Genomic DNA, 22,631 nt, shown 5'->3' with positions numbered 1-22,631 from the left:
GCCGCTCCTCACGTCTACCAGCAGTATCCCACCGGCTGCCGGATCACCGCACCAGCACCGCCTCGCAAGCCACCCCGGTTCACCGCAGGCCGCGGGCCTTCTCGTAGATCTCGATGTACTGCTCCGGCGACACCTCGGCCACCACCTCGCCGATCAGCTCCAGCGGCAGGTCGTCCAGCTTCGTGAACCGCACGCAGGACTTGCCCATGTTGAGCTTCTTCCCGGTCGCCTCGTACCGCGCCCGGAAGCCGTCCCCGTCCGCGTACGCCCCCATCAGGTACAGCGACAGGTACCGCTTCTGCGAGGCCAGCGCCACGTAGCCCAGCGGGTGGCCGTTGTAGGTGTCCGGGTACCGGCTCAGCGGGACGTGCCAGCAGATCATCCCGAAGTCCATGCCCTCGTCGTAGCCCTCGGGCAGGTTCGCCAGGACCACCTCGCGGACGGCGGCCACGGTCTCGCGGCGGTCCGGCGGCAGCTCGGCCAGGTAGGCCTCGATGGTGTTCGCGCTGCTCTGCATATCGTGGAGGCTAAGGCGCGACCCCGACAGGGCGCCCCGCCTCGAACATGTCCTTCCAGGTGAACGCGACCTTCTTCTGCGCACGCTGCCGGCGCACCGTCTCGCGCTGGGCCTCGCGCGGGGTGAACGGGACCTCGCCCGGCCGTTCGGCGCGCAGGAAGTAGTGCACGACGGTGCCGTCCAGCACCGCCTCCAGCCACAGCTCCATGGTGCCGACCAGCGCTCCGGCCACCGTCCAGCGCAGGCCCTCGGCGCCGCGGTCGGCGTAGACGGTCAGCTCCAGGTCCGGCCAGTACGCGCGCCAGGAGGCCGGGTCGGCGAGGCTGGCGGCCAGGGTGGACGGGGGAACTGTGATGAAGAGTTCGTCGACCACGTCTACCGAGGACATGGGACAAAGCGTGCCATAACGGCCACAGCTGGGTTACGCCCTATTGTCACAGCGTCACAAGCAGCTAGGTTAACCCGTCAGTAACACCCTCCCTGCGTTAGCGAGGTTGACGTGCGAGAGTTCAGCGTCCCGGCCACCGCCACCGTGGCCGATGAGGAGAACCTCACCGACATGGTGTGGGCCAACGCGGAGCGGTTCGCGACGGCGGTGAGCTTCCGCAGACGGGTCGACGGCACCTGGCTTGACGTCACCGCCAAGGACTTCGCCAACCAGGTCGTCGCGCTGGCCAAGGGTTTCATCGCCGCGGGTGTCCAACAGGGCGACCGGATCGGGCTGCTGTCCAAGACCCGGTACGAGTGGACCCTGTTCGACTACGCGATCTGGTTCGCCGGCGCGGTCAGCGTGCCGATCTACGAGACCTCCTCGGCCGGTCAGATCGAGTGGATCCTGTCCGACTCGGGCGCCCGCGCGGTGGTCGTGGAGACCTCGGCGCACCGCAGCACCCTGGACGGCGTGCGCGGCAACCTGCCCGAACTGTCCGATGTGTGGCAGATCGAGAACGGCGCCGTGACCAGCCTCACCGAGGCGGGCAAGGACGTGCCCGACAGCGAGGTGCACAGCAGGCGCGCGGCGGTGCGGGCCGATGACCTGGCCACCATCATCTACACCTCGGGCACCACCGGCCGTCCCAAGGGCTGCGAGCTGACCCACCGCAACCTGCTGGCCGAGATCCGCTCCGACATCGCCGCCTTCCCCAGCCTGTTGCAGCCCGGCAACTCGATGCTGGCCTTCCTGCCGCTGGCGCACGTGCTGGCCAGGGTGCTCGCGGTGTGCGCGGTCTACACCCGCACCACGGTCGGGCACACCGCGGACGTGAAGAACCTGGTCGCCGACCTGGGCACCTTCCGGCCGACCTTCGTGGTCTCGGTGCCCAGGGTGTTCGAGAAGGTCTACAACGGCGCGAAGCAGAAGGCGCACGCCGAGGGCAAGGGCAAGATCTTCGACCTGGCCGAGGCGACCGCGGTGGCCTACAGCGAGGCGCAGGACCACGGCGGTGCCGGCCTTGGCCTCAAGCTCAAGCACGCGCTGTTCGACAAGCTGGTCTACGTCAAGCTGCGCAACGCCCTCGGCGGCCGCTGCCAGGCCGCGGTCTCCGGCGGCGCCCCGCTCGGCGCCCGGCTGGCGCACTTCTTCCGCGGGGTCGGCGTCACCGTCTACGAGGGCTACGGCCTCACCGAGACCAGCGCCGCGGCCTGCGTGAACACCCAGGACGCGATCCGGATCGGCTCGGTCGGCCGCCCGGTGGCCGGCACCTCGGTGCGCATCGGCGAGGACGGCGAGGTGCTGATCAAGGGCGACATCGTCTTCCGCCGCTACTGGAAGAACGAGGCGGCCAGCGCCGAGTCGATCAGGGACGGCTGGTTCCACACCGGTGACCTCGGCGAGCTCGACGACGCGGGCTTCCTGTCCATCACCGGGCGGAAGAAGGAGATCATCGTCACCGCGGGCGGCAAGAACGTCGCTCCCGCGGTGCTGGAGGACCGGCTGCGCGCGCACCCGCTGATCAGCCAGTGCATGGTGGTCGGCGACCGGCAGCCGTTCATCGCCGCGCTGATCACCATCGACCCGGAGTTCTTCCCGGCCTGGAAGAAGCAGCACGGCAAGCCCGAGAACGCCACCGTGGCGGAGCTGATCGAGGACGCCGAGCTGCGCGGGGAGATCGAGGCCGCGGTGGCCGAGGCCAACCAGGCGGTCTCCAACGCGGAGGCGATCAAGAAGTTCCGGATCCTGCCGGTGGACTTCACCGAGGCCGGTGGCGAGCTGACGCCGAGCCTGAAGCTGCGCCGGAACGTGGTGAACGAGACCTACTCGACCGAGATCTCCGGCATGTACAGCTGAGGAAAAATTTCGGGTGGCCCGCGCTTCGTCCCCCTGTAGCGCGGGCCACCCGGCCCCCCTGAGAACAAGGTTGCCGGACGGCGCTGTCGTCTCGCTGACGTGTGACTAACGCGGACGCCTACAGTGTTCGGGGCACGGTCGGCCCAGGCTTCATGGTGCCCGTAACCAGGGCACGGGGGGAAGGAATTCATGGAATCGGCGCCCAAGGAGGTGGTTTTCCGGATCCTCGGTCCGGTCGAGGTCCGCCGCGGCGGGCTGCCGGTCGAGGTACGAGCCGGAAAACACCGGGCGCTGCTGGCCACCCTGCTGCTGCGGGCCAACCAGGTGGTGCCGGTCGAGGAGCTGTTCGACCGGATCTGGGGCGACACGCCGCCCGCCCGCGCCCGCGGCACCCTGCAGACCTACGTGATGCGGCTGCGCCAGGCCCTCGGCGACGAGCCGGGCCCCGGCCAGCTGGTGCACACCCGTCCCGAGGGCTACCTGATCCGGCTCGGCTCCGCCCAGCTCGACCTGTTCACCTTCCGCGAGCTGCTGGAACAGGGCCGGGCGCTGGCCGCGGCCGCCGATCCGGCAGGCGAGGCGGACTGCCTGCGCCGGGCGCTGGCGCTCTGGCGCGGCGAGGCCCTCTCCGGGGTGCCCTCGGACGCGCTGCGCCGGGACGAGGCGCCCCGGCTGGCCGAGGAGCGGTTGCAGGCCCTGGAACGCCGGATCGAGGTCGACCTCCAGCTGGGCAGGCACGCCGAGCTGGCCGGCGAGCTGCACCGGCTCACCGCCGAGCACCCGCTGCGCGAGCGGTTCTGGCACCAGCTGATGCTGGCCCTCTACCGCTGCGACCGGCAGGCCGAGGCGCTGCGGGTGTTCGGCCAGCTCAGCGACACCCTGGCCGAGGAGCTGGGCATCGACCCCGGCGAGCCGCTGCGCCAGCTGCACCGGGCGATCCTGGTCAACGACCCCGCGCTGGCCGCGCCCCGCCCGGTCGAGCCACCCGCCGACCTGCCCGCCCAACCGCGCCAGGGCGTGCTCCGCCAGCTGCCGCCGGACCTGGCCGACTTCGTGGGCCGGGCCGGTGAGCTGCGGCGGATCGGTGAGCTGCTGTCCAGCTCCGCCCCGCGCACGGCCGCGCCGATCGTGGTGCTGGCCGGACCGCCGGGCATCGGCAAGACCGCGCTGGCCGTGCGGGCCGCGCACCGGCTGGGCGAGCGCTTCCCGGACGGTCAGCTGCACATCAACCTGCGCGGGCACGCCAGCAGCCAGCCGATGACCGTGGCCGAGGCGCTGGCGCACTTCCTGCGGGTGCTGGGCGTGCCGCAGAAGCAGATCCCGACCGAGATCGAGGAGCAGGCCGCGCTGTACCGGTCGCTGCTCACCGGCCGCCGGGTGCTGGTGGTGCTGGACAACGCGGCCGCCGCCGAGCAGGTCCGCCCGCTGCTGCCCGCCGAGCCGCACTGCGGGGTGCTGGTGACCAGCCGGGACGACCTGCGCGGGCTGACCGCGTTGCAGGGCGCGCGCAGGCTCACCCTGGAGGTGCTGGACCGGCCGGAGGCGCGGGACCTGCTGGCCGCGATCCTCGGGCCGGACCGGATCGCCGCCGAGCCGGGCGCCGCCGACGGGCTGGCCGAGCTGTGCGCCCGGCTGCCGCTGGCGCTGCGGATCGCCGCGGCCAACCTGGTCAGCAACCCCCGGCACACCCTGGGCGGCTACCGGGACGAGCTGCGCGCCGGGACCATCGCCGCGCTGAGCATCGACGGCGACGACCAGGCCGCGGTGCACGCCGCCTTCGACCTGTCCTACACCGCGCTGCCCGCCGACGTCCGCCGCCTGTTCCGCCACCTCGGCCTGGTCCCCGGCCCCGACTTCACCGCGCAGGCCGCCGCGGCACTGGCCGATGTCGACCTGGCCGAGGCCGACCGCCTGCTGGACCGCCTGGCCGCCGCCAACCTGGTCGGCCAGCACTCGCCTGGACGCTTCCACTTCCACGACCTGCTCCGCCGCTACGCCCAGGACCTGGGCGAGGAGGAGGACAGCGCCGAAGAGCTGATCGCCGCGCGCCGGCGGCTGTTCGCGGGCTACCTGCGGGGCGCGGACCAGGCGATCCGGCGGCTCTACCCGGACGCGCTGCTGCTGTCCAGGGACACCGGGCAGGTGCCCGCGCCCGAGTTCGCCACCGGCCAGGAGGCGCTGGCCTGGCTGGACACCGAGCGGCCCAACCTGCTCGCCGCGGTGCACCACGCCGCCGGGCACGGGCCGCCGGAGACCGCCTGGCACCTGATCGACTCGTTGCGGCTGTACTTCTACGCGCACCGGCACACCGCGGAGTGGCTGGCCGCCGGGCACGCCGCGCTGCGCGCCGCCCAGGAGCACGGTGAGGCCGAGGCGGCCGCGACCATGCACCACAACATCGGCACCGCGCACAGCAACGGCGGCGACTACCAGCAGGCCGTCGAGCACTTCCAGCGCGCGCTGGCCCTGCGCGCCGGTCGGCCGAAGACCACGGCCACCGCGACCACGCTGAACAACCTGGGCATCGCGCACGCGGTGTTCGGCAGGCTCGCCGAGGCCGCCGGGCACCTGCACCGGGCGGTCGACCTGCACCGCGAACTGGGCGCGCGGGCGCTGGCCTACAGCACCCTGGTCAACCTGGCCATCGTGCTGGCCGACCTCGGTCAGCTGCGCCTGGCCGCGGACCAGCTCACCGAGGCGCTGGCCTTCTACGCCGACCACGGCTCCCGCTACGACCAGGCCAACACCCAGGAAGCCCTGGCCAAGGTGTACCTGGACCTGGGCGAGCACGCCGAAGCGGCCCGGCACGCCGAGGCCGCGCTGGCCAACGCGCGCGCGGTGGACGACCGGCGCACCGAGTGCGACACCCTGTGCACCCAGGCCGCGCTGCACCTGGCCGCCGGTGAGCACGCCGCCGCGCTGCGCGCCGCCACCGGCTCGCTCGGCCTGGCCCGGGACATCGCGCACGCGAGCACCGAGATCGACGCGCTGATCGTGCTCACCCAGACGCACACCGCGGCGGGCGCGGCCGAGGAGGCGCTGCACTGCGGGCGGGAGGCCGAGCGGGTGGCCAGGGCGTCGGGCCGCCGGGTCAAGGTCGGCCAGGCGCTCACCGCGCTGGCCGCCGCCTGGCTGGCCGCGGACCCGCTGGGCGCCGACGGGCTGGCCGCGGCGCTGTCCACCGCGCAGCAAGCGCTGGACGTGCACGCCGAGACCGGCCACCGGCTCGGCGAGGCGCGCACCCTGCTGCTCATCGCGGAGGGACTGGGTCGCGGCCCGGAGGCCGGGGCCGCCGCGCCGTACCTGGCGCGGGCGCGGGAGTTGTTCACGCTGGTGTGGGGGCGCCAGCGCGAGCCGGCGGGGGTCGAGTAGACAGGTTGAGCGGAAGGGGGGTGGTGGCGTGACCGGGCTGGAGTTCCAGGTCCTCGGTCCGTTGCAGGTGAGCAGTGCCGGCCGGGTGCTGCGGATCGGCGCGGCCCAGCACCGGGTGCTGCTGGCCTGCCTGCTGCTCAGTCCCGGCAAGCCGGTCGAGGCGGACACCATCGCGGGCCACCTGTGGCCGCCGGAGGCCGCCCGGCCGCGCAACCCGCGCGGCGCGGTGCACACCTACGTGCAGCGGCTGCGCGCGCGCCTGGGCGCCGAGGTGATCCGCACCGTGGCGCACGGCTACCTGCTCGACGTGCCACCGGAAGCCGTTGACCTGCACCGGTTCGCCGCGCACCTGCGCCGGGCGGACGAGGCCCAGGACACCGCGGTGGAGCACGCCGAGCTGACCGCGGCGCTGGCCCAGTGGCACGGCGAGCCCTTCGCCGACGTGCCAGCGCCGGGCTTCACCGAGCCGGAGGCGGCCCGCTGGCAGGAACGCAGGCTGACCGCGCTGGCCCGGCGGATCCAGCTGGACCTGGACCGCGGCGAGCACAACGCGGTGATCGGCGAGCTCCAGCTGCTCACCCGGCGGCACCCGGTGCGGGAGGTGTTCTGGAGCCAGCTGATGGTCGCCCTCTACCGCGCCCAGCGCCCGGCCGAGGCGGTGCAGGTCTACGCCACCGCGGCGGCCACCCTGCAGGCCGAGCTGGGCATCTCGCCGGGGGCCAGGCTGCGCTGGACGCACGAGGCGGTGCTGACCAACGCCCCTGGACTGGCCGCGCCGCCACCGGCGGCCGAGCTGTGGCGACCGGCCTGCCAGCTGCCGTCGGACATCAGCGACTTCACCGGCCGCAACGCCGAGCTGACCGAGCTGGGCGAGCTGCTGGCGCGGCAGCGGGAGCGGCGGGTGCTGGTGTGCGGGCAGCCCGGCATCGGCAAGACCGCGCTCGCGGTGCGCGCCGGGCACCTGCTGCGCCCGGCCTTCCCGGACGGCCAGCTCTACGTGAACCTGCGCGGCTACTGCCCCGGCGAGCAGCTCGACCCGGCCCAGGTGCTCGGCCAGTTCCTGCGCGCGCTCGGCGTGCCTGCCGACCAGGTGCCCTACCGCACCGCGGACCGGATCAGCCGCTACCGGGCGCTGCTGGCCGGGCGGCGGGTGCTGGTGCTGCTGGACAACGCGGGCTCGGCCGCCCAGCTGCTGCCGCTGCTGCCGGACACCCCCGGCTGCGCCGCGCTGGTCACCAGCCGCAACGCCATGTCCACTGTGGACTGTCACCGGATCCGGCTGGATCCGTTGGGGGAACAGGACTCCCTGGACCTGATCGGCGCGATCCTTGGCCCGGAACACCTGGCGGAGCACCGCGCGGCCGCCGCCGAGCTGGCCGGGCTGTGCGCGCGGCTGCCGCTGGCGCTGCGCATCGCCGCGGCCAACCTGACCGTCCGGGGCGAGCCGGACCTGCCCGGCTACGTGCACGAGCTGGCCACCGGCAACCGGCTGGCCGCGCTGGCCATCGACGGCGACGACGACGCGGCCGTGCACCGCGCCTTCGACCTCTCCTACGCCACGCTTTCCCCTGCCGCGCAACGGGTCTTCCGCGACCTCGGGCTGGTGCCCGGCCCGGACTTCACCGCCGCGCACGCCGCCGTGCTCACCGGCTGCACGCGGGAGGAGGCGGCCGAGTTGCTGGCCCAGCTGGCCACCGCGCACCTGGTGCAGGAGCACCGCGAGGGCCGCTACCAGTTCCACGACCTGCTCCGGCTCTACACCGGCAGGCAGCGCGACCTGGAGGACCCGCCGGAGGCGGTGGCCGCGGCCCGGCAGCGGCTGCTGGCCTACCTGCTGGACTGCGCGAGCTACGCCGCCCTGCTGCTCTACGCCGAGGCCCCGCGCGCGGACGTGGTGGTCGGCAAGCAGGCCCCCTTCACCGACGCCGACGGCGCCAAGCACTGGCTGGACGCCGAACGCGCCACCCTGGTGGCCGCCGTGCTGGCCACCCAGGAGCAGCCGGACGAGCTGTGCGTGGCCCTGGCCACCGCGCTGACCACCCACTTCTGGACCAACGGGCACTTCGAGGAGCAGGTGCTCAGCTGCGAGGCCGGGCTGCGCTCGGCGCGGCGGCAGGGCCTGGTCCTCGGGCAGGCCGACATGCACAACGCGCTCAGCGGGGCGCTGTCGGTGTACGGGCGGGTGGCCGAGGCGGTGCGGCACGGCGCGCTGGCGGTGTGCCGCTACCGCGAGGTCGGCTCCCGCTCGGGCAAAGCCATGGCGCTGACCAACATCGGCATGGCCTACGAGGTCGCCACCCGCTTCCCGCGGGCGATCGCCCGCTACACCGAGGCGATCCGGCTCAGCGCCGAGGCCGGGTTCCCGGCTGGCGAGGGCTACGCCAGCCAGGGGCTGCACTCGGCCTACGTCGCGGTCGGCAGGCTGCCCGAGGCGGTCGCCCGGATCGAGCACGCCTACCGGATCGCGCACCGGCTGGCCGCGCACGAGTCGGAGACGCTGTGCCTGGTGCACCTGGCCGACACCCTGGCCGGGGTGGGCGAGTTCGCCGAGGCCGGCCGACGGCTGGCCCAGGCGCAGCGGCTGGCCCAGCGCCTCGGCCGCCTGCAGCAGCGCCTGGTGGAGGAGGCCCGCGCCCGGTTCGAGCTGGCCAGGGGCGATGTGGCGGCCGCGCGGGTGCACCTGGACCGGGTGCTGGCCAGCGAGGCGGGCAGCTCGCGGGACCGCCTGGAACCGGCCACCCGCACGCTGATCGCGGCCATCCACCGCGCGCACCGGGAGTGGGCCGAGGCGCTGCGGCACTACCGGGCGGCCCGCGAGCTGGCCAGCACCTCCGGCGGCCACCCCGCGGTCCCGGTGCTGATCTGCCTCGGCGTGTCCGCGGTGCACCGCGGCCAGGGCGACCCGGCGGCGGCGCTGCCGCACGCCGAGGAGGGCGAGCTGATGGCCCGCACCAGGGGCCTGCGCACCGCGCTCGGCGACGCGCTCACCGAACTGGCCCTGGTGCGGCTGGACCTCGGCGAGCCGGAGACCGCGGCCGGGCTGGCCGAGTCCGCGATCGCGGTGCACCGGGAGACCGGCAGGCGGCCGGGTGCGGCGCACGCGCTGGAGGTGCTGGGCCTGGCCAGGCTGGCCACCCACGGCCCGCGTGTCGCCTGTCCACTGTGGACAGAGGCGCTGGCACACTACGTGGCCATGGGCGTGGTGGACACCAGCGCCGTCCGGGCCAGGCTGGCCGAGCACGGAGCCACCCCGTGACGCTGGAGTTCCGGCTGCTCGGCCCCACCGAGGTAGTCCACAATGGAGCGTTGCTGCCCGCCTTGCCCGGCAAGCACCGCACCGTGCTGGCCGCGCTGCTGCTGCGCCCCGGCCGCCCGGTGAGCATCACCGAGCTGACCGAGCAGGTGTGGGAGCAGCCCCCGCGCAACCCGAAGAACGCGCTGCAGACCTACATCCGCCGCATGCGCGCCACCCTGCCCGAACCGGTGCTGCGCACCACCGCCACCGGCTACCTGGCCGAGGTCCCGCCCGATTCCGTTGACCTGCACCGCTTCCGCGCCCTGGTCGCCGAGGCCGGCGGTGACCCGCACGCCGAACGCGCCACCCTGCGCGCCGCCTTGGCGCTGTGGCGCGGCCCCGCGCTCTCCGACGTCTTCTCCCCCGCCCTGCGGGTCACCGCGGCCGGCCTGGAAGCCGAACGGCAGCGGGCGCTGGAACGCCGGATCGACCTGGACCTGGCGCTGGGCGGGCACGCCGAGCTGGTGCCGGAGCTGCAACAGCTGACCACCCAGGACCCGCTGCGCGAACGGCACTGGGCCCAGCTGATGCTCGCGCTGGCCGGCTCCGGCCGCCAAGCCGAGGCGCTGCAAGCCTTCCAGACCGCGAGCGAGACCCTGAGCAGACTGCTCGGCACCCGCCCCTCCCCGGAACTACGCGCCCAGCACCAGGCCATCCTGACCGAACAGCTCCCCCGCGCCACCCCGCCCCCCGCGCCACGCGGCGGCCTGCCCATCCACCAGCTTCCGTTGGACATCAACGACTTCGTCGGCCGCGCGGAGCTGGTCGAGGCCATCACCACCGCCCCGCACGGCTGCACGGTGATCTACGGCCAGCCCGGCGTCGGCAAGACCGCGCTGGCCGTGCACATCGGCCACCTGCTCAAGGACCGCTACCCCGACGGCCAGCTCTACGTCGACCTGCGCGGCTACTCCCCCGAGGAGAAACCCACCACCTTCGCCGTGCTGGCCCGCTTCCTGCGCGCCTTCGGCCTCACCGAGTCCGAGATCCCCGCCGACGAACCGGGCCGCGCCCGCCTGTACCAGTCCCTGCTCGCCGACCGCCGCTTCCTGGTCCTGCTGGACAACGCCGCCGACGCCTCCACCGTCGCCCCCCTGGTGCCCACCGGCAAGCACTGCCGAACCCTGATCACCAGCCGCGGCGTCATCCCGGGCCTGCCCGAATGCCGCCGCGTCACCCTGGACGTGCTCAGCCCACCCGAAGCCAAGGCCCTGCTCCGCCGCGTCCTCGGTCCGGCCCTGGTCGAGGCCAACCCGGCCGAGGCGGACCGCCTGGCCGAACTGTGCGCCCGCCTCCCGCTCGCGCTGCGGGTGGCCGCGGCCAACATCGCGGGCCTGTCCTCCCCCGACCTCGGCGCCTACCTGCACCGGCTGGCCGGCCGCGACCGGCTCGCCGAACTGGCCATCGACGACGACCAGGACACCGTGGTCCGCCGCGCCTTCGACCTGTCCTACCGCGCACTGCCCGCCACCGCCCGCCGGATGTTCCGGCTGTCCAGCGCGACGCCAGGCTCGGATCTCACCGAACCGACGGCGACCGCGCTCGCCGGGGAACCGGCCGGAGCCGCGCTGACCGAACTGGCCGACGCGCACCTGCTCGACGAGTACCGGCCCGGCCGCTACCGCGCGCACGACCTGCTGCGGCTCTACGCCGCCGAACGCCACCAGGCGGAGGACGCCCCAGCGGACCGCGCCGCCGCGGAGAGCCGGTTGCTCGAGCACTGCCTGACCGGCGCGGCGCAGTTGGTCGGCCTGTTGTACGGGCCACGCACCGAGACCGCGCTCGACGACTGGACGCCCCAGCGGGTCTGGTCGCGCACCACGGCCGAGGGCCTGGAGTGGTTCGACACCGAGTTCGCCACCCTGACCGGGGTGCAGGGGCGCGCTGTCGACGCCAATCCCGAGCGGGCGGCGCTGCTGGGCATCGCGATGCTGCGGGTGCTCTACATCCAGTTCTGGCATGACGAGCAGATCCCGCTCGCTCGGCGCACCGTCGAAGCGGCGGACCGGGCCGGAGCGCACCGGGCGGGTGCGGACGCGCGGGTCATCCTGAGCGAGATCCTGCTCTGGCCACAGGACTACCACGCCAGTGTGCGACTGGGCACCGAGGCCAAGCTGGTCTACACCCGGCTGGGCCTACCTGCGGGCGAAGCCCTCGCGCTGATCCGCATCGGCCACGCCCACGGCCTCGTCGGACGGCTGGACCGGTCCCAGGTGTACTTCGAGCGCGCCCACCGGATGGCCACCGCCGCGGGTTCGCGGCTGGTCCAAGGGACGGCGCTGAACTTCCTCGGCGGGGCGACCATGCGGCTGGGGCGCCTCGCCGAGTCCGGCGCGCACGTCTCCGCCGCGATCGAGATCTTCGCCGAGATCGGCGCGGCGGGGCTGGAGACGCTCGCCCTGGCCGACCTCGCCCATCAGCAGGTCCTCCTCGGGCGGCCCGAGCTGGCCGTGCGCAGCCTGTCGCGCAGCCGGGACCTGCGCTGGAAGCTGGGTATCGCGCTCCCGGAGTCCGTCGGCACTGGCCTGGTCGCCGAGGCCTACGCGGAGCTGGGCGAGTACGAGCAGGCCCAGCGGCAGATCAACGCGCTGCGGAGCGACCCGTATCCGGTGCGGCGCAGGTCGAACAGCGCCTACAGCCTGGTCGCCGAAGGCATTGCGGAGCACCGGCGGGGACGGCCCAGGGTCGCCGCCGACCGCTTCGCCGCCGCCTACGAGCAGGCGGCCCCGCTAGGTCAGTTCCAGGAGATGACCCAGGCGCTGCTCGGGAACGCCCTGGCCCACCTCGACCTGGCCGAGCTGCCCGAGGCCCGGCGGCTCGCCAGAGAGGCGGTCGCCCTCGCGCGGCGCACCCACCAGCGGACCTTCGAGGCCCGCGGCCTGCTCGCGCTGGCCAGGACCGAACAGCGGCTGGGCGCGACCGCGGCGGCGGCCCAGCACGCGCGGGCCGCGCTGACCGCCTTCCAGGAGACCGGCTACGAGGGCGGCACCGGCGAGACCCTCGCCCTGCTGGCCGAGCTGGACGCGGCTCAGCCGTCCAGGTAACCCGCCAGCCGGGCCCCCGCGGCGTCCCAGCGCCAGGCCCGGCGCATCCACTCCCGCCCGGCCCGCCCCATGCTCGCGGCCAGCTCCGGATCCGCCAGCAGCCGCGCCACCGACTCGGCCACCGCGCGCACCGAGCGCCCGTCCACCACGCTGCCGGTGACCCCGTCCCGCACCGTCTCCGGCACCCCGCCGGAGTCCCCCGCCACCACCGGCAGCCCGCTGGCCGCGGCCTCCAGGAAGACCAGGCCGTGGCCTTCGACGTCCAGGCCGAAGCCGCGTTTGCGGCAGGGCATGGCGAAGACGTCGGCGGCGGCGTAGTAGGCGGGGACCTCGGTCATCGGGACCGCGCCGGTGAAGATCACGTGTTCGTCCACAGTGGACTGTCTGGCCAGGCGGCGCAGGCGTTTGAGGTACGGGCCGCCGCCGACCAGCAGGAGCTTCGCGCCGGGGACCTGGTGCCGGATCCGGGGCAGGGCGCGGATCAGGGCGTCCTGGCCCTTGCGCGGGACCAGGCGGGAGACGCACAGCACCACCGGGGCCGCGCCGAGCCGGTGGCGGCGGCGGATTTCTTGGCGGGCAACGGAGTCCGGGCGGAAGTAGGTGGCGTCCACGCCGGCCGGCAGGTGTTCCAGCGCGGCCAGCGGGCCGAAGGAGGAGGCGATGGCCGAGCGGGTGTACCGGCTCACGCAGGTGACCACGTCCGCGGCCGCGCCGATCCGGCGCAGCGCCCAGCGCGCCCCGGGGAACATGGACCAGCCGACCTCGTGGCCGTGGCTGCACGCCACCACCCGGCGCGCCCCGGCCACCCGCAGCCGCGCGGCCAGCAGGCCCAGCGGGGCGGCCGCGCCGAACCACACCGCGGTGCAGCCCTCGGCGCGCAGGATGTCGGTGGCCCTGGCCACCACCTCGGGCTCGGGTAACAGCAGCGGGCTGGCGTGCCGGATCACCGGGAACGGCAGCGCGGCGTCGAAGTCCGCGGCCGAACCCACCGGTCCGTCCCAGGCCGGGGCGTAGACGACCAGGCTGTCCGAGGGCAGCGCGGTGGCCAGCGAGTGCAGGTACGCCGGGATGCCACCGGGACGGGGCGGGAAGTCGTTGGTGACCAGCAAGGTGCGGCGCACGGGGCGAACCTTAGCCGTAGGTCTTGCGTAAGAACTCTCGCCAGCCGACTAGGAGTTTGGCGCGGTCGATGCCGAGCACCTCGCGCAGTATCCGGTCCTGTCCCGCGGTGTCGGTCTGCCCCGCCCTGGCCAGTCGCCGGTACAGCTCCACCAGCGTGGCCTCGCCGTAGCGCTCGGCGATGTGCGCCGACAGCGACCACGAGGACTGGTAGGCCACGTCCAGGCGCTGGCCGCCGGAGCGGAAGTCGGTGTCGGCCGGCAGGTCCAGCACGCCGTCCTGGGCGCGCACCCGGCGGGTCAGGTCGGGGGCGGCCTCGGTGGGGGCGATACCGGAGCCGCGGTAGCCCACGTAGTCGGCGAAGCCCTCCAGCAGCCACATCGGCGCGCCGTCCACGGTGGCGGCGCGGGCGGCCACGTGGGTGATCTCGTGCCGCAGCACCACCCGCAGCGCGCTGGCCGACAGGCGGGTGGCGGTCTTGGGGTTGAACACGATCCGGGCGCCCTCGACCAGCTGCTGCTCGTGGTCCACCCGGTCGGCCAGGGCGACCGCGGCGATGGAGTCCACCGCGAACTCCGAGCCGACCATGGCCTGTAGCTCCCTGGTGGTCTCCGGCAGCACCACGACCACCCGCTGCGACCACTCCCGGCCCCACACCTCGCTGACCGCGCGCACCGCCGCGTCCAGCTCCTTGGCCACCCGCTGGGCCAGCGCCTGGTTGGCGCGGTGGCCGAGCACGATGCCGGAGTTGGTGGTCAGCACCTGGCAGGGCCCGAAGTCCCACGGCCCGCGCCAGGTCCGGCGGCCCTGGGCCTCCAGCGCGGAGTCCGAGGTCAGGTACCAGCTGTCGCCGTAGCGGGCGAACAGGTAGCCCATCGGCCGGGTGGTGGCCACCGCGTCGCCGCCGCCGATGGCGTAGCTCAGCTCGACCCTGGGCGAGTACAGCTCGTCGGCGTCGGGGGCGTAGGAGGTCAGCCCCGAGGTGCCCAGCGCCTCGGCGGGCTCGACCTGGTAGCGCCAGCTGCTCAGCGGCACCCCGGCCAGGTTGACGAACATGTTGCGCTGGGCAGTGTTGAAGGCGGAGTCGGCGTTGGGGTCGAGGGTGGCCAGGAAGGTGGCCTCGTCCCTGCGCAGCACCGCCTCGGCCCGGCGGCGCAGCAGCTCGGCCACCGCGGCCGCGCGCGGGGCCTCCGCCGAGGTGGCAGGCGCTTCCGGGGGTACCGGGCGGCCCGCCGCGTCCAGGGTGGTGACCTGGGGCGAGGGGTCGACGACGTCCCTGGCCTGCGGGGTGGCGACCACGGCCAGCCCAGCCAGCAGCACGGCGGCCACCGCGGCGACCAGCCAGCTCCTGTACCGGCCAACCCCGGACACAGCTGCATCCTAGGACGGGAATGGCCGCGGGGCCGACACCCGATCGGTGACGGCCCCGCGGAAAAACAGACTTACCCGCAACTCTGGGTCAGGATCCGACCCCGACCCGGCGGACCGCGATGATCCCGCTCTGCAGCGGGGCGATCTTGACCACGTCGCCGGTGGTGGGCGCGTGCACCATCTTGCCGTTGCCGACCGAGATGCCGATGTGGCCCTTGTAGGCCACCAGGTCGCCCGCCTGGATCGCGTTGAGCGGCACCGCGGCGCCGATCCGCGCCTGCTGCGAGCTCGACCGCGGCAGGGTCATGCCGACCTGCTGGTACGCCCAGTAGACCAGGCCGGAGCAGTCGAAGGTGCTCGGGCCCTCGTCGCCGTAGACGTAGGGCGAGCCGCGCTTGCTCAGCGCCTTCTGCAGCGCCGCGCCCGCGATGCCGCTGTTGCCGGGGATGTCGATGACCGAGTTGTCCTCGGGCCCCTTGAGCTTCTTCTTCTCGTCCGCGGTGAGCTTGTCGTACTGCGCCTTCACCTTGGACGTGCGGCTCTTCAGCTCGGCGTCGCGCTTGTCCAGCTCGGCCTTGATCCGCTGGGCCTCGTCGGTGGCCTTCTGCGCGCGGTCCTTGGCGTCGACCGCTCGCTTGGCCGCGTCCTCGGCCTGCTTGATGGTGGCGTGCAGCTTGTCGATCGCGTCCTTGTTGTCGCCCGCGATCAGGTCCAGCACGTACATCTTTTCCAGGAACACCTGCGGCGACGACGAGGTCATCAGCGCTTCGACCTGGCTCAGCCGGGCGCCCTCGAAGTCGGCGGCGGCGACCTTGTCGACGTCCTGGCGGAGTGCCTTCTCCTGCTCGCGAGCCTGGGCGCCCAGCCTGCTGGCGTCTTCGGCCTCCTTGTTGGCCTTGGCCAGGTCCGCGTTCTTCTTGTCCAGGTCGTCCTGGGCCTCGTGCAGGGATTCCGCGAGCTTCTCGGTCTCCTTGGCCAGTTCCTGGAGCTGCTTCATCGCCTCGGAGGCGTTGGCGGGCAGTTCCGGGTCGGCCAGCGCGGGGGTCGTCGGCGCGATGCCTACAGCTACGACCACTGCTGAGGCCGCGAGGGCCCCGCGCATCGTGCGCTTGAGTCGATGCGACGCCACGTGGCGTACTACTCCTTCGTGCTCGCTACCGCTTACCGGGTTAGCTGACGGGTTCGGGCCCGAAGTCGCCCTACGCGCGGCGCCTTCGATCAAGGCCCGCCCGATTCACCCCAACTGCCTGGGTCCCCGGTTCGGCCCCCCGACAGGCCGATTCGGCGGTGACTCGCGGTGTCGCCCTCGGTTGGACGACGGTCCGCCGCGAGATCTCGGACAGGTTACGAGTAGTGAGGCCCGCAGTCCACCGCCGGGGGTCGGCCGATGTTTGGCCGTGACCTGGCCGCCCGATCGGAGTAGTTACCCAGCGACACAACAGCGCTGTGTAGTCGCTCACCATATTCAGCGCGACCTGCGGTGTTCGCCCTCTCCAGAGATCAACTCTGGCCACGCACCGACACGGACCGTTTCTGGTTGCAGGATGGTTCACCCGAGAAAAGTGACGAGCGCCACACGTATAGCGGGTATGGGTGGACTCACACCCGGCCCAGCCTGGCCAGCAGCACGGCCGAGGGCACCGGGTGCGCGCCGCGCCTGCGCACCGAGTCGGCCACCGCGCGGTCGGAGGTCACCACCACCACCGGACGGCCCTCCGGCTCGGCGGTGACCAGCGCCCTGATCACGTCGTCGGCCAGCACCCCGGGGTCGCTGAAGAGCACCCGCACCCCGCGCGGCGCGGAGGCGGGCACCGCGACCACGCCGGCGCCGTCGAAGACCAGGGTGACCTCGGCCCCGGTGCGCGCGGCCAGCACCGCGAGCTGGTGCACCAGCCGGTCCCGCTGCTCGGAGAGGGTCAACTCGGGATAACCGGTCTTGGTCACGTTGTAGCCGTCCACCACCAGGTGCACGGCAGGCAGCGCCAGCAGCCGGTCCAGCGCGGCCGGGTCCTGCACCCGGCCGACCGCGCCGGCGGCCGGGGTGGCCCCGCGCACGGTGTCCGCGGGCCGGGGGCCGCTGCCGCCCAGGGCCAGCTCCCTGCGCAGCCCGGTGACCGCGCCGGCCAGGGTGTCCACCAGCAGGCCCAGCCGGACCTCGTCGGCCTGCCTGGCCTCGCGGGCGGACTGCCTGGCCACCTCGGCCTCGGCCTGGGCGCGGGCGGCCTTGAGCCGCTCCACCTCGGCCCGCTCCCGTTCCTTGTCCCGTTCGGCGGTGACCGCGGCGACCACCGCCTCGGTCTCGCCGTGGCCCTTGCTCAGCGCGGACCGCGCCGCCTCGGCCTCGTCCTTGGCCTGGCGCAGCTTCACGCCCTGCTCGCGCAGGCGCTTGCGCAGCCGGTCCAGCTCGGCCTCGCCCTCCTGCCGGACCTGCTCGGCCGCGCCCTTGGCCTCGGCCAGCTCGGCGCGCACCCTGGCCAGCTCGGCCTCCAGCCGCTCCAGCCGGGACAGCGCCGCGTCCCGCTCGGCCCGCAGCTGGGCGTCCACCGAGCGCCTGGCCACCAGCTCCACGTGCAGCGGGGCGGCCGGATCGGCCAGCAACACCGCGGCGGCCGCGGTGGCCACCGGGTCGCCGGGCGCGAGCTCCAGGGTGCTGGGCCGGTGCTCCCGGCACCACTGCACCACCGCGTTGCGGAAGACCGCGGAGTCGCGCAGCGCGGCCAGCAGCGGCCCGGCGCCCAGCTTGGCCCGCTTGGCCGGGGCGAACCGGGCCACCGGCCGCAGCGGCTGCGGGATGTCGAGCTGGGGCATGGTGCCCAGCGCCTCGGCGGAGAGCTCGGCGAGCCGCGCCCGAACCGCCTCGGGCAGGGTGTCGAAGTCCACCTCGGGCTCCGACGGCGGCGCACCGTCCACAGCGGACGGACCCGGGTCGGGTTCCGGCCGGTCGTGGCTGGTCTGCGCGGGCAACGGGAACACCCGCATAAGGTTAGCCGCCGTCAACCCCCTCGGCGCGCGCCTGTGGTTACGCTCGGCGACGCTTCGGCAACAACCTGATCACGCCCGCGCCGGGACGAGGCCGCCGCACACCCATTCAACAATTGAGTGCACGCTCCCGGCAGTTTTGTGCCAGGAATGCCCAGCTGGACCCGAATTGCGTAAATCTTTCAGTTCTCGTCGATCATTTTCGGCAATTCCGGCCTGGTCATCTTGTCCTTGCGTATGGAGGACTGAAGGATTGGCACCAGCAGTCCGCGCGGCATCCTGCGCACCAGCGGCATCAGCCAGGCGGGCGCCACCGAGCCGACGAAGATCCGCAGCGTGGTCGCCGAGACCTTGGCGAACTCCGCGCAGGCCTGCTCCACCAGCCGGGCGCGGAACTCCTCCAGCTTGGCCCGCCCGCGCTCGGCGCCGAAGATCTTGGCGTACATCCGGATCGTGCTGTAGCTGCCCGCGGCCACGTCCTTGTCGTAGGAGGGCACGTCGTCGGCGATCTCCCAGAGCATGTACAGCGGCTTGTTCACCCGCACCAGCTCGTCCACGATCCGGGGGTCCACGCCGACCAGGTTGAGCATCAGCGGGATGGCCAGCGCGATGTCGGAGGAGCGGATGGAGAGCACCTCGTAGACCGAGTCCTCGGTGACCTCGACCTGGCCGAGCAGCAGCTGCCCCTCCAGCTCGAAGTACCGCTGCAGGTCGTCCAGCCGCGCCCTGGCCTGCTGGTCCAGCAGGCCGTAGCCCTCCAGCAGGTCCTCCATGTCCCGCCGCCAGCCGAGGTCGACCTCGAAGGACCCGTTGACCTGGGCCTCCTCGTAGGCGAGATCGGCCTGGTAGACCAGCGCCAGGAAGTGGATCACCAGCGGCTCGAACACCTTCGCGGTGTCCTCGCTGACCCCGACCAGGTGCAGCATCGTGTCGTAGCCGTCGAGGAACATGACCCGGCTGGCCTTGAGCGACTCCAGGTAGGTGACCCGGGTCGTGGACCAGAACTCGGGCGCGTCGGCGCCGAGGATGCGCTCGCGGAGCGCCTCGGCGGTGGCAGTGCCGTGCACCATTGCGTTTCCCCAGGTGGGTTGGTGGTTCAGGGCAGATGTAAGCGCTTGCCTACGCAAGCTCCGCGCGCGCGGCGACCGAGGTGGTGATCGCCTGCGGCACCGGCGGCTGCTCCTGCCGCCTGGCCAGCCAGCTGCGCAGCTCGCGGTGGCCGCCGCGGCCGAGCCTGCCCGCCCGCAGCCGGTGGTGGGTCTCGCTGAGCAGGTCCTGGCGGTGCTCGCGCACCCTGGCCGCGGCCTGCTGCGCGCCGGTCAGCGTCAGCAGCGCGCGGTAGTGGTTGTACCGGTCGGCGCGCACGTCGGCCGGGTAGTCGGCGAGGTCGCCGTCGAGCTGGGCCAGCCGCACCGCGGACTCGTAGACGGCCAGCTCGTGCCCGGCCAGCGGCCGCCCGCGCAGCGTGCTGATCACCTTGACCAGCGCGAGCAGCTCACCGGCGCGCAGCCTGCTCAGCTCGGTCAGCAGCGAGGGGGTCGGCTCCAGCAGGCCGGTCCGCAGCGAGGCGGTCAGCGTGCGGGCGTGCTCGAGGTCGTAGAGGCACTTCTGCACGTCGCTGTCGAAGACGCCGTAGCTGCGGAAGAACGCCTCGATCTCCTTCTTCCAGGAGTCCTCGGCGACCTCCGTGCGGCGGGCCTGGCTGCACAGCGCGAGGTAGTGGTAGGCGATCGGCTGGATCAGCCGGATCTCCAGCCTGCTCGCGCCGAGCAGCTCCCAGTAGCGCAGCCCGCCGCAGGAGAAAAGCCGCGCGGTCGAGGTCACCTTGTCCTGATAGGTGACACTGCTCTGCGACCACAGTTCGGGCGCAGACCGGCCGTAGACGTTATCCCTGATTTTTTCTAACGACTTCCGTCCCCACTTGGACAACGGTGCACTCCTCGCCTCGAAAGTTGGGGCGAAACTAGCAGCGTGCGCCGTTGCCGCTGCGCGGTTGGCGAAAACTTGAGGAAAGACTTCCCTTTTCGCCACCCGCAGATCTGCTGGTGCCTTCGGCGATTTCTATCGGGCTTTCACGTCTTCGGGCAACGGGGTGGGCACCGGCGCGGTGGCCAGGTCCCAGGTGCGCCCGACGTTGGTCAGCAGCGGCAGCAGCACCGCGCGCGGCAGCCGCGCCACCACCGAGGCGGTCAGGTCGATGCCCGCATCCGGCAGGGCTGCGGTGAGCAGCTTGCGCAGCGCCTCGGTGCTCGCGCCGGGCAGCTGCCCCAGCGCCTGGCGCAGCAGGCCGGCCCGGTAGGCGCGCAGCTTGTGCACGCCCTGGCTCTGGCCGTGCGCCTGGACGAACAGCCGGAGCAGGTTGAACCGGTCCCAGGCGATGTCCTCCGGGTAGCCCGCGAGGTCGCCGCGCAGGTCCTGCAGCCGCAGCCACGGGTCGATCAGGCTGAGGTGCTCCTCGTCCACCGGGCGGTCCCGCAGCAGGTAGAGCAGCCGGTTGAGCACCCGGACGTCGGCGACCCTGCTGTGCGTCAGCTTGGTGATCACCTTCTCGTCCGCGGCCAGCTCGCCGCGCCGCAGCCGGTCCCTGGTCTCCAGGGACTCCGACAGCTCGGCCAGTCCGGCCCGCACCTGCTCGTCGAGCACGCCGTAGCTCTCGGCCAGCGTGACCAGCTCGGCCACCAGCGCCGGGTCGGACTCCGCCTGGTAGGCCAGCGCGATGTAGTGCCGGACGAACGGGCGGATCACCTCGAACTCGCCCCTGCTGAAGCCCAGCGCGTACCGCGCGCCCCAGTTGTCCCAGAGCAGCGCGCGGTTGGCCCGCATGCTGTCCCGGTAGCTGATGTCCAGCTTCTGCCAGGCCGCAGGCGGCTCCTTGGGAACCATCCGTTCCTTGAGCCGCTGCACCGCCGCCTCGGTCACGATCTTTCTCCCTGCTGAAGTGTGTGGTGGTGGCCTCAGCCGCCGGGTCAGGACACCGGTACCAGCGGGCCGGACTCGGCGATCGGCTCCGGGATCACCTCGGCGCCGTTGCCCTCCAGCTTGTAGGCGCTGACCGCGAGCTTGGCCAGCACCGCGCGGGGCAGTGTGCCGAGCAGCTCGGGCACCACCGGCAGGTTCAGGTTCACCAGCGGGGTGCTGGTCAGGTAGCGCACCAGCGCCGGCTTGCCCACCTCGGCGAAGAGGGCCAGGCCCCTGGCCCAGATCCGCTCCCGCAGCGCCTGCAGCTTCTCCTTGGCCTGTTCGACGCCGTAGAGGGCGACGTAGAGCCGCAGCGAGTTGTAGCTCGCGTCGGCGATGTCACGCTCGTAGGAGTCGAAGTCGTCGCCGATGTCGAACAGCGCCATCGGGGCCTTGAGCAGCTGGTAGAACTGCTCGTTCGGGGTCCGGCCCTTGAGCCGGTCCATCACCCTGATCATCACGTGCAGGTCCGAGGAGCGCAGGAACGAGATCTCCTCGATGACCTCCTCGGTCAGCGGCAGCTCGCCCAGCAGCAGCTGGCCCTCCATGACGTAGTAGCGCTCCAGGTTGTCCACCCCGGCCTGGATGCGGCTGTCGTAGAGGTTGTGGTTCTTCAGCAGCTCCTGCATGCGGGTCTTCCAGCTGTGGTCGGTGACCCGGCTGGAACCGGCCTGCTGGGCCGCCTCGTAGATGATGTCGCCCTGGTAGACCAGCGAGTAGAAGTGCAGCACCAGCGGCTCGACCAGCTTGGCCTCAGCCGGGGTGCATCCGATGGTGTGCCAGTAGCCGCCGCCGGTCTTGTTCAGGATCGACATCTCGGCGCGCATGTTCTCGAAGTACGAGATCCGGTTGTCCTGCCAGCTGTCGGGGCGTTCCCCCGCGGCCAGCGTGCGGCTGATCCGCTCCAGTACCCGCCCGTTACGCGTGCCCACTCCCAAGACCTCCGAACCCACCATGGCTGATGAGCCCGAACGTAACCGTGGATCTTGAACGCAGGCCAGGAAGAACCTTTGCAGTGGTCCGGTTCTGCCGACGGAACTGTCAGTGGGGTGACTTACCGTCGCAGCTGATGAGCCAGCACAGCCCCAGGGCCACCCCACTGCAGCTGTCCTTCGAGCAGCTCGGCACCCCGCTGCACGAGGTGACCTTCGTCGTGCTGGACCTGGAGACCACCGGCGGGCGGCCGGGATCGGACATGATCACCGAGTTCGGCGCGGTGAAGGTGCGCGGCGGCGAGGTGCTCGGCGAGTTCGGCACCCTGGTCGACCCGGAGCGCGGCATCCCGCCGGAGGTGGTCGCGCTGACCGGCATCACCGAGCTGATGGTGCGCCAGGCGCCCAAGCTGGCCCAGGTGCTGCCCGCGTTCCTGGAGTTCGCCACCGGCGACCCGAAAACCGTGCTGGTGGCGCACAACGCGCCCTTCGACATCGGCTTCCTCAAGGCCGCCGCGGCCCAGCTGGACTACCCCTGGCCGAAGCCGCAGGTGCTGTGCACGGTCCGGCTGGCCCGCCGGGTGCTCTCCCGCGAGGAGGCGCCCAGCTGCCGCCTGGCCGCGCTGGCCGCGCTTTTCGGCGCCAGCGTCACCCCGAACCACCGGGCCCTCGACGACGCCAAGGCCACCGTGGACGTGCTGCACGCGCTGCTGGAACGCCTCGGGCCGCTGGGCGTGCACTCGCTGGAGGAGCTGCT

General features: G+C 72.9%; 15 protein-coding genes and 1 riboswitch. Of the genes, 5 read left to right on the top strand and 10 right to left on the bottom strand.

What is annotated here, in order from left to right:
• Nucleotides 1-79 precede the first annotated feature (79 nt).
• Together M8C13_RS38715 and M8C13_RS38710 are read right to left on the bottom strand one after the other, a co-directional pair.
• Nucleotides 80-517, bottom strand: a complete 438-nt coding sequence (locus M8C13_RS38715; protein ID WP_252485790.1) for a DUF1801 domain-containing protein — start codon at nucleotides 515-517, stop codon at nucleotides 80-82.
• 10 nt (nucleotides 518-527) lie between these two features.
• Nucleotides 528-905: a polyketide cyclase / dehydrase and lipid transport gene (locus M8C13_RS38710; protein WP_252485789.1), complete on the bottom strand. Its 378-nt coding sequence runs from the start codon at nucleotides 903-905 to the stop codon at nucleotides 528-530.
• Between the two features lie 111 nt (nucleotides 906-1,016).
• On the opposite strand from M8C13_RS38710, the gene M8C13_RS38705 reads away from it, so the two are divergent.
• The 4 genes from M8C13_RS38705 to M8C13_RS38690 all read left to right on the top strand — a co-directional run bounded on the left by M8C13_RS38705 (nucleotide 1,017) and on the right by M8C13_RS38690 (nucleotide 12,515).
• Entirely contained in the window at nucleotides 1,017-2,804 is a 1,788-nt protein-coding gene (locus M8C13_RS38705; RefSeq protein ID WP_252485788.1) for a long-chain fatty acid--CoA ligase, read from the top strand.
• A 189-nt stretch (nucleotides 2,805-2,993) separates the two neighbouring features.
• Nucleotides 2,994-6,176, top strand: coding sequence for a BTAD domain-containing putative transcriptional regulator (locus M8C13_RS38700; protein WP_252485787.1), 3,183 nt, complete (start codon nucleotides 2,994-2,996; stop codon nucleotides 6,174-6,176).
• Nucleotides 6,177-6,204: 28 nt separating this feature from the next.
• Entirely contained in the window at nucleotides 6,205-9,432 is a 3,228-nt protein-coding gene (locus tag M8C13_RS38695) for a BTAD domain-containing putative transcriptional regulator (RefSeq protein WP_252485786.1), read from the top strand.
• Nucleotides 9,429-12,515 carry an AfsR/SARP family transcriptional regulator gene (locus tag M8C13_RS38690; RefSeq protein WP_252485785.1) on the top strand — a complete coding sequence of 1,029 codons (3,087 nt, stop codon included), beginning with the start codon at nucleotides 9,429-9,431 and terminating at the stop codon, nucleotides 12,513-12,515. Before M8C13_RS38695 ends, M8C13_RS38690 begins: the two co-directional genes overlap by 4 nt.
• Here M8C13_RS38690 and M8C13_RS38685 read toward each other — a convergent pair.
• The 8 genes from M8C13_RS38685 to M8C13_RS38650 form a co-directional block, all read right to left on the bottom strand.
• Nucleotides 12,500-13,636: a glycosyltransferase family 4 protein gene (locus M8C13_RS38685; RefSeq protein ID WP_252485784.1), complete on the bottom strand. Its 1,137-nt coding sequence runs from the start codon at nucleotides 13,634-13,636 to the stop codon at nucleotides 12,500-12,502. The two genes, M8C13_RS38690 and M8C13_RS38685, sit on opposite strands and share 16 nt — an antisense overlap.
• 10 nt (nucleotides 13,637-13,646) lie before the next feature.
• Complete coding sequence (locus tag M8C13_RS38680; RefSeq protein WP_252485783.1) at nucleotides 13,647-15,005, bottom strand: basic secretory family protein; 1,359 nt, start codon at nucleotides 15,003-15,005, stop codon at nucleotides 13,647-13,649.
• A gap of 88 nt (nucleotides 15,006-15,093) precedes the next feature.
• The gene (locus M8C13_RS45665) at nucleotides 15,094-16,134 is read right to left on the bottom strand and encodes a C40 family peptidase (protein WP_252485782.1); all 1,041 of its coding nucleotides are present in this window, start codon (nucleotides 16,132-16,134) and stop codon (nucleotides 15,094-15,096) included.
• A gap of 14 nt (nucleotides 16,135-16,148) precedes the next feature.
• A riboswitch (cyclic di-AMP (ydaO/yuaA leader) is annotated at nucleotides 16,149-16,302 on the bottom strand.
• A 302-nt stretch (nucleotides 16,303-16,604) separates the two neighbouring features.
• Nucleotides 16,605-17,984, bottom strand: coding sequence for an NYN domain-containing protein (locus M8C13_RS38670; protein ID WP_374213306.1), 1,380 nt, complete (start codon nucleotides 17,982-17,984; stop codon nucleotides 16,605-16,607).
• 182 nt (nucleotides 17,985-18,166) lie between these two features.
• Entirely contained in the window at nucleotides 18,167-19,054 is an 888-nt protein-coding gene (locus M8C13_RS38665; protein ID WP_252485781.1) for a hypothetical protein, read from the bottom strand.
• Between the two features lie 49 nt (nucleotides 19,055-19,103).
• Nucleotides 19,104-19,808 (bottom strand): hypothetical protein, encoded by a 705-nt coding sequence (locus M8C13_RS38660; RefSeq protein WP_252485780.1) that lies wholly within the window; start codon nucleotides 19,806-19,808, stop codon nucleotides 19,104-19,106.
• A 237-nt stretch (nucleotides 19,809-20,045) separates the two neighbouring features.
• Nucleotides 20,046-20,903 carry a hypothetical protein gene (locus tag M8C13_RS38655; protein ID WP_252485779.1) on the bottom strand — a complete coding sequence of 286 codons (858 nt, stop codon included), beginning with the start codon at nucleotides 20,901-20,903 and terminating at the stop codon, nucleotides 20,046-20,048.
• Between the two features lie 47 nt (nucleotides 20,904-20,950).
• Complete coding sequence (locus M8C13_RS38650; RefSeq protein ID WP_252485778.1) at nucleotides 20,951-21,874, bottom strand: hypothetical protein; 924 nt, start codon at nucleotides 21,872-21,874, stop codon at nucleotides 20,951-20,953.
• 137 nt (nucleotides 21,875-22,011) lie between these two features.
• Between M8C13_RS38650 and M8C13_RS38645 the strand changes: the two genes are divergently transcribed.
• Nucleotides 22,012-22,631, top strand: a 620-nt coding sequence (locus M8C13_RS38645; RefSeq protein WP_252485777.1) for an exonuclease domain-containing protein, incomplete at its 3' end; no start/stop codon positions are given.

Source organism: Crossiella sp. SN42 (assembly GCF_023897065.1).
GTDB lineage: Bacteria > Actinomycetota > Actinomycetes > Mycobacteriales > Pseudonocardiaceae > Crossiella.
The sequence above is the reverse complement of the archived record's forward strand: the minus strand, read 5'-3'. Positions and strand labels throughout refer to the sequence as shown.

Bases quoted from the DNA above. Each gene is read 5' to 3' on its own strand.
- M8C13_RS38715 (WP_252485790.1), bottom strand. From the start codon at position 517: ATGCAGAGCAGCGCGAACACCATCGAGGCCTACCTGGCCGAGCTGCCG.
- M8C13_RS38710 (WP_252485789.1), bottom strand. From the start codon at position 905: ATGTCCTCGGTAGACGTGGTCGACGAACTCTTCATCACAGTTCCCCCG.
- M8C13_RS38700 (WP_252485787.1), top strand. From the start codon at position 2,994: ATGGAATCGGCGCCCAAGGAGGTGGTTTTCCGGATCCTCGGTCCGGTC.
- M8C13_RS38670 (WP_374213306.1), bottom strand. From the start codon at position 17,984: ATGCGGGTGTTCCCGTTGCCCGCGCAGACCAGCCACGACCGGCCGGAA.
- M8C13_RS38665 (WP_252485781.1), bottom strand. From the start codon at position 19,054: ATGGTGCACGGCACTGCCACCGCCGAGGCGCTCCGCGAGCGCATCCTC.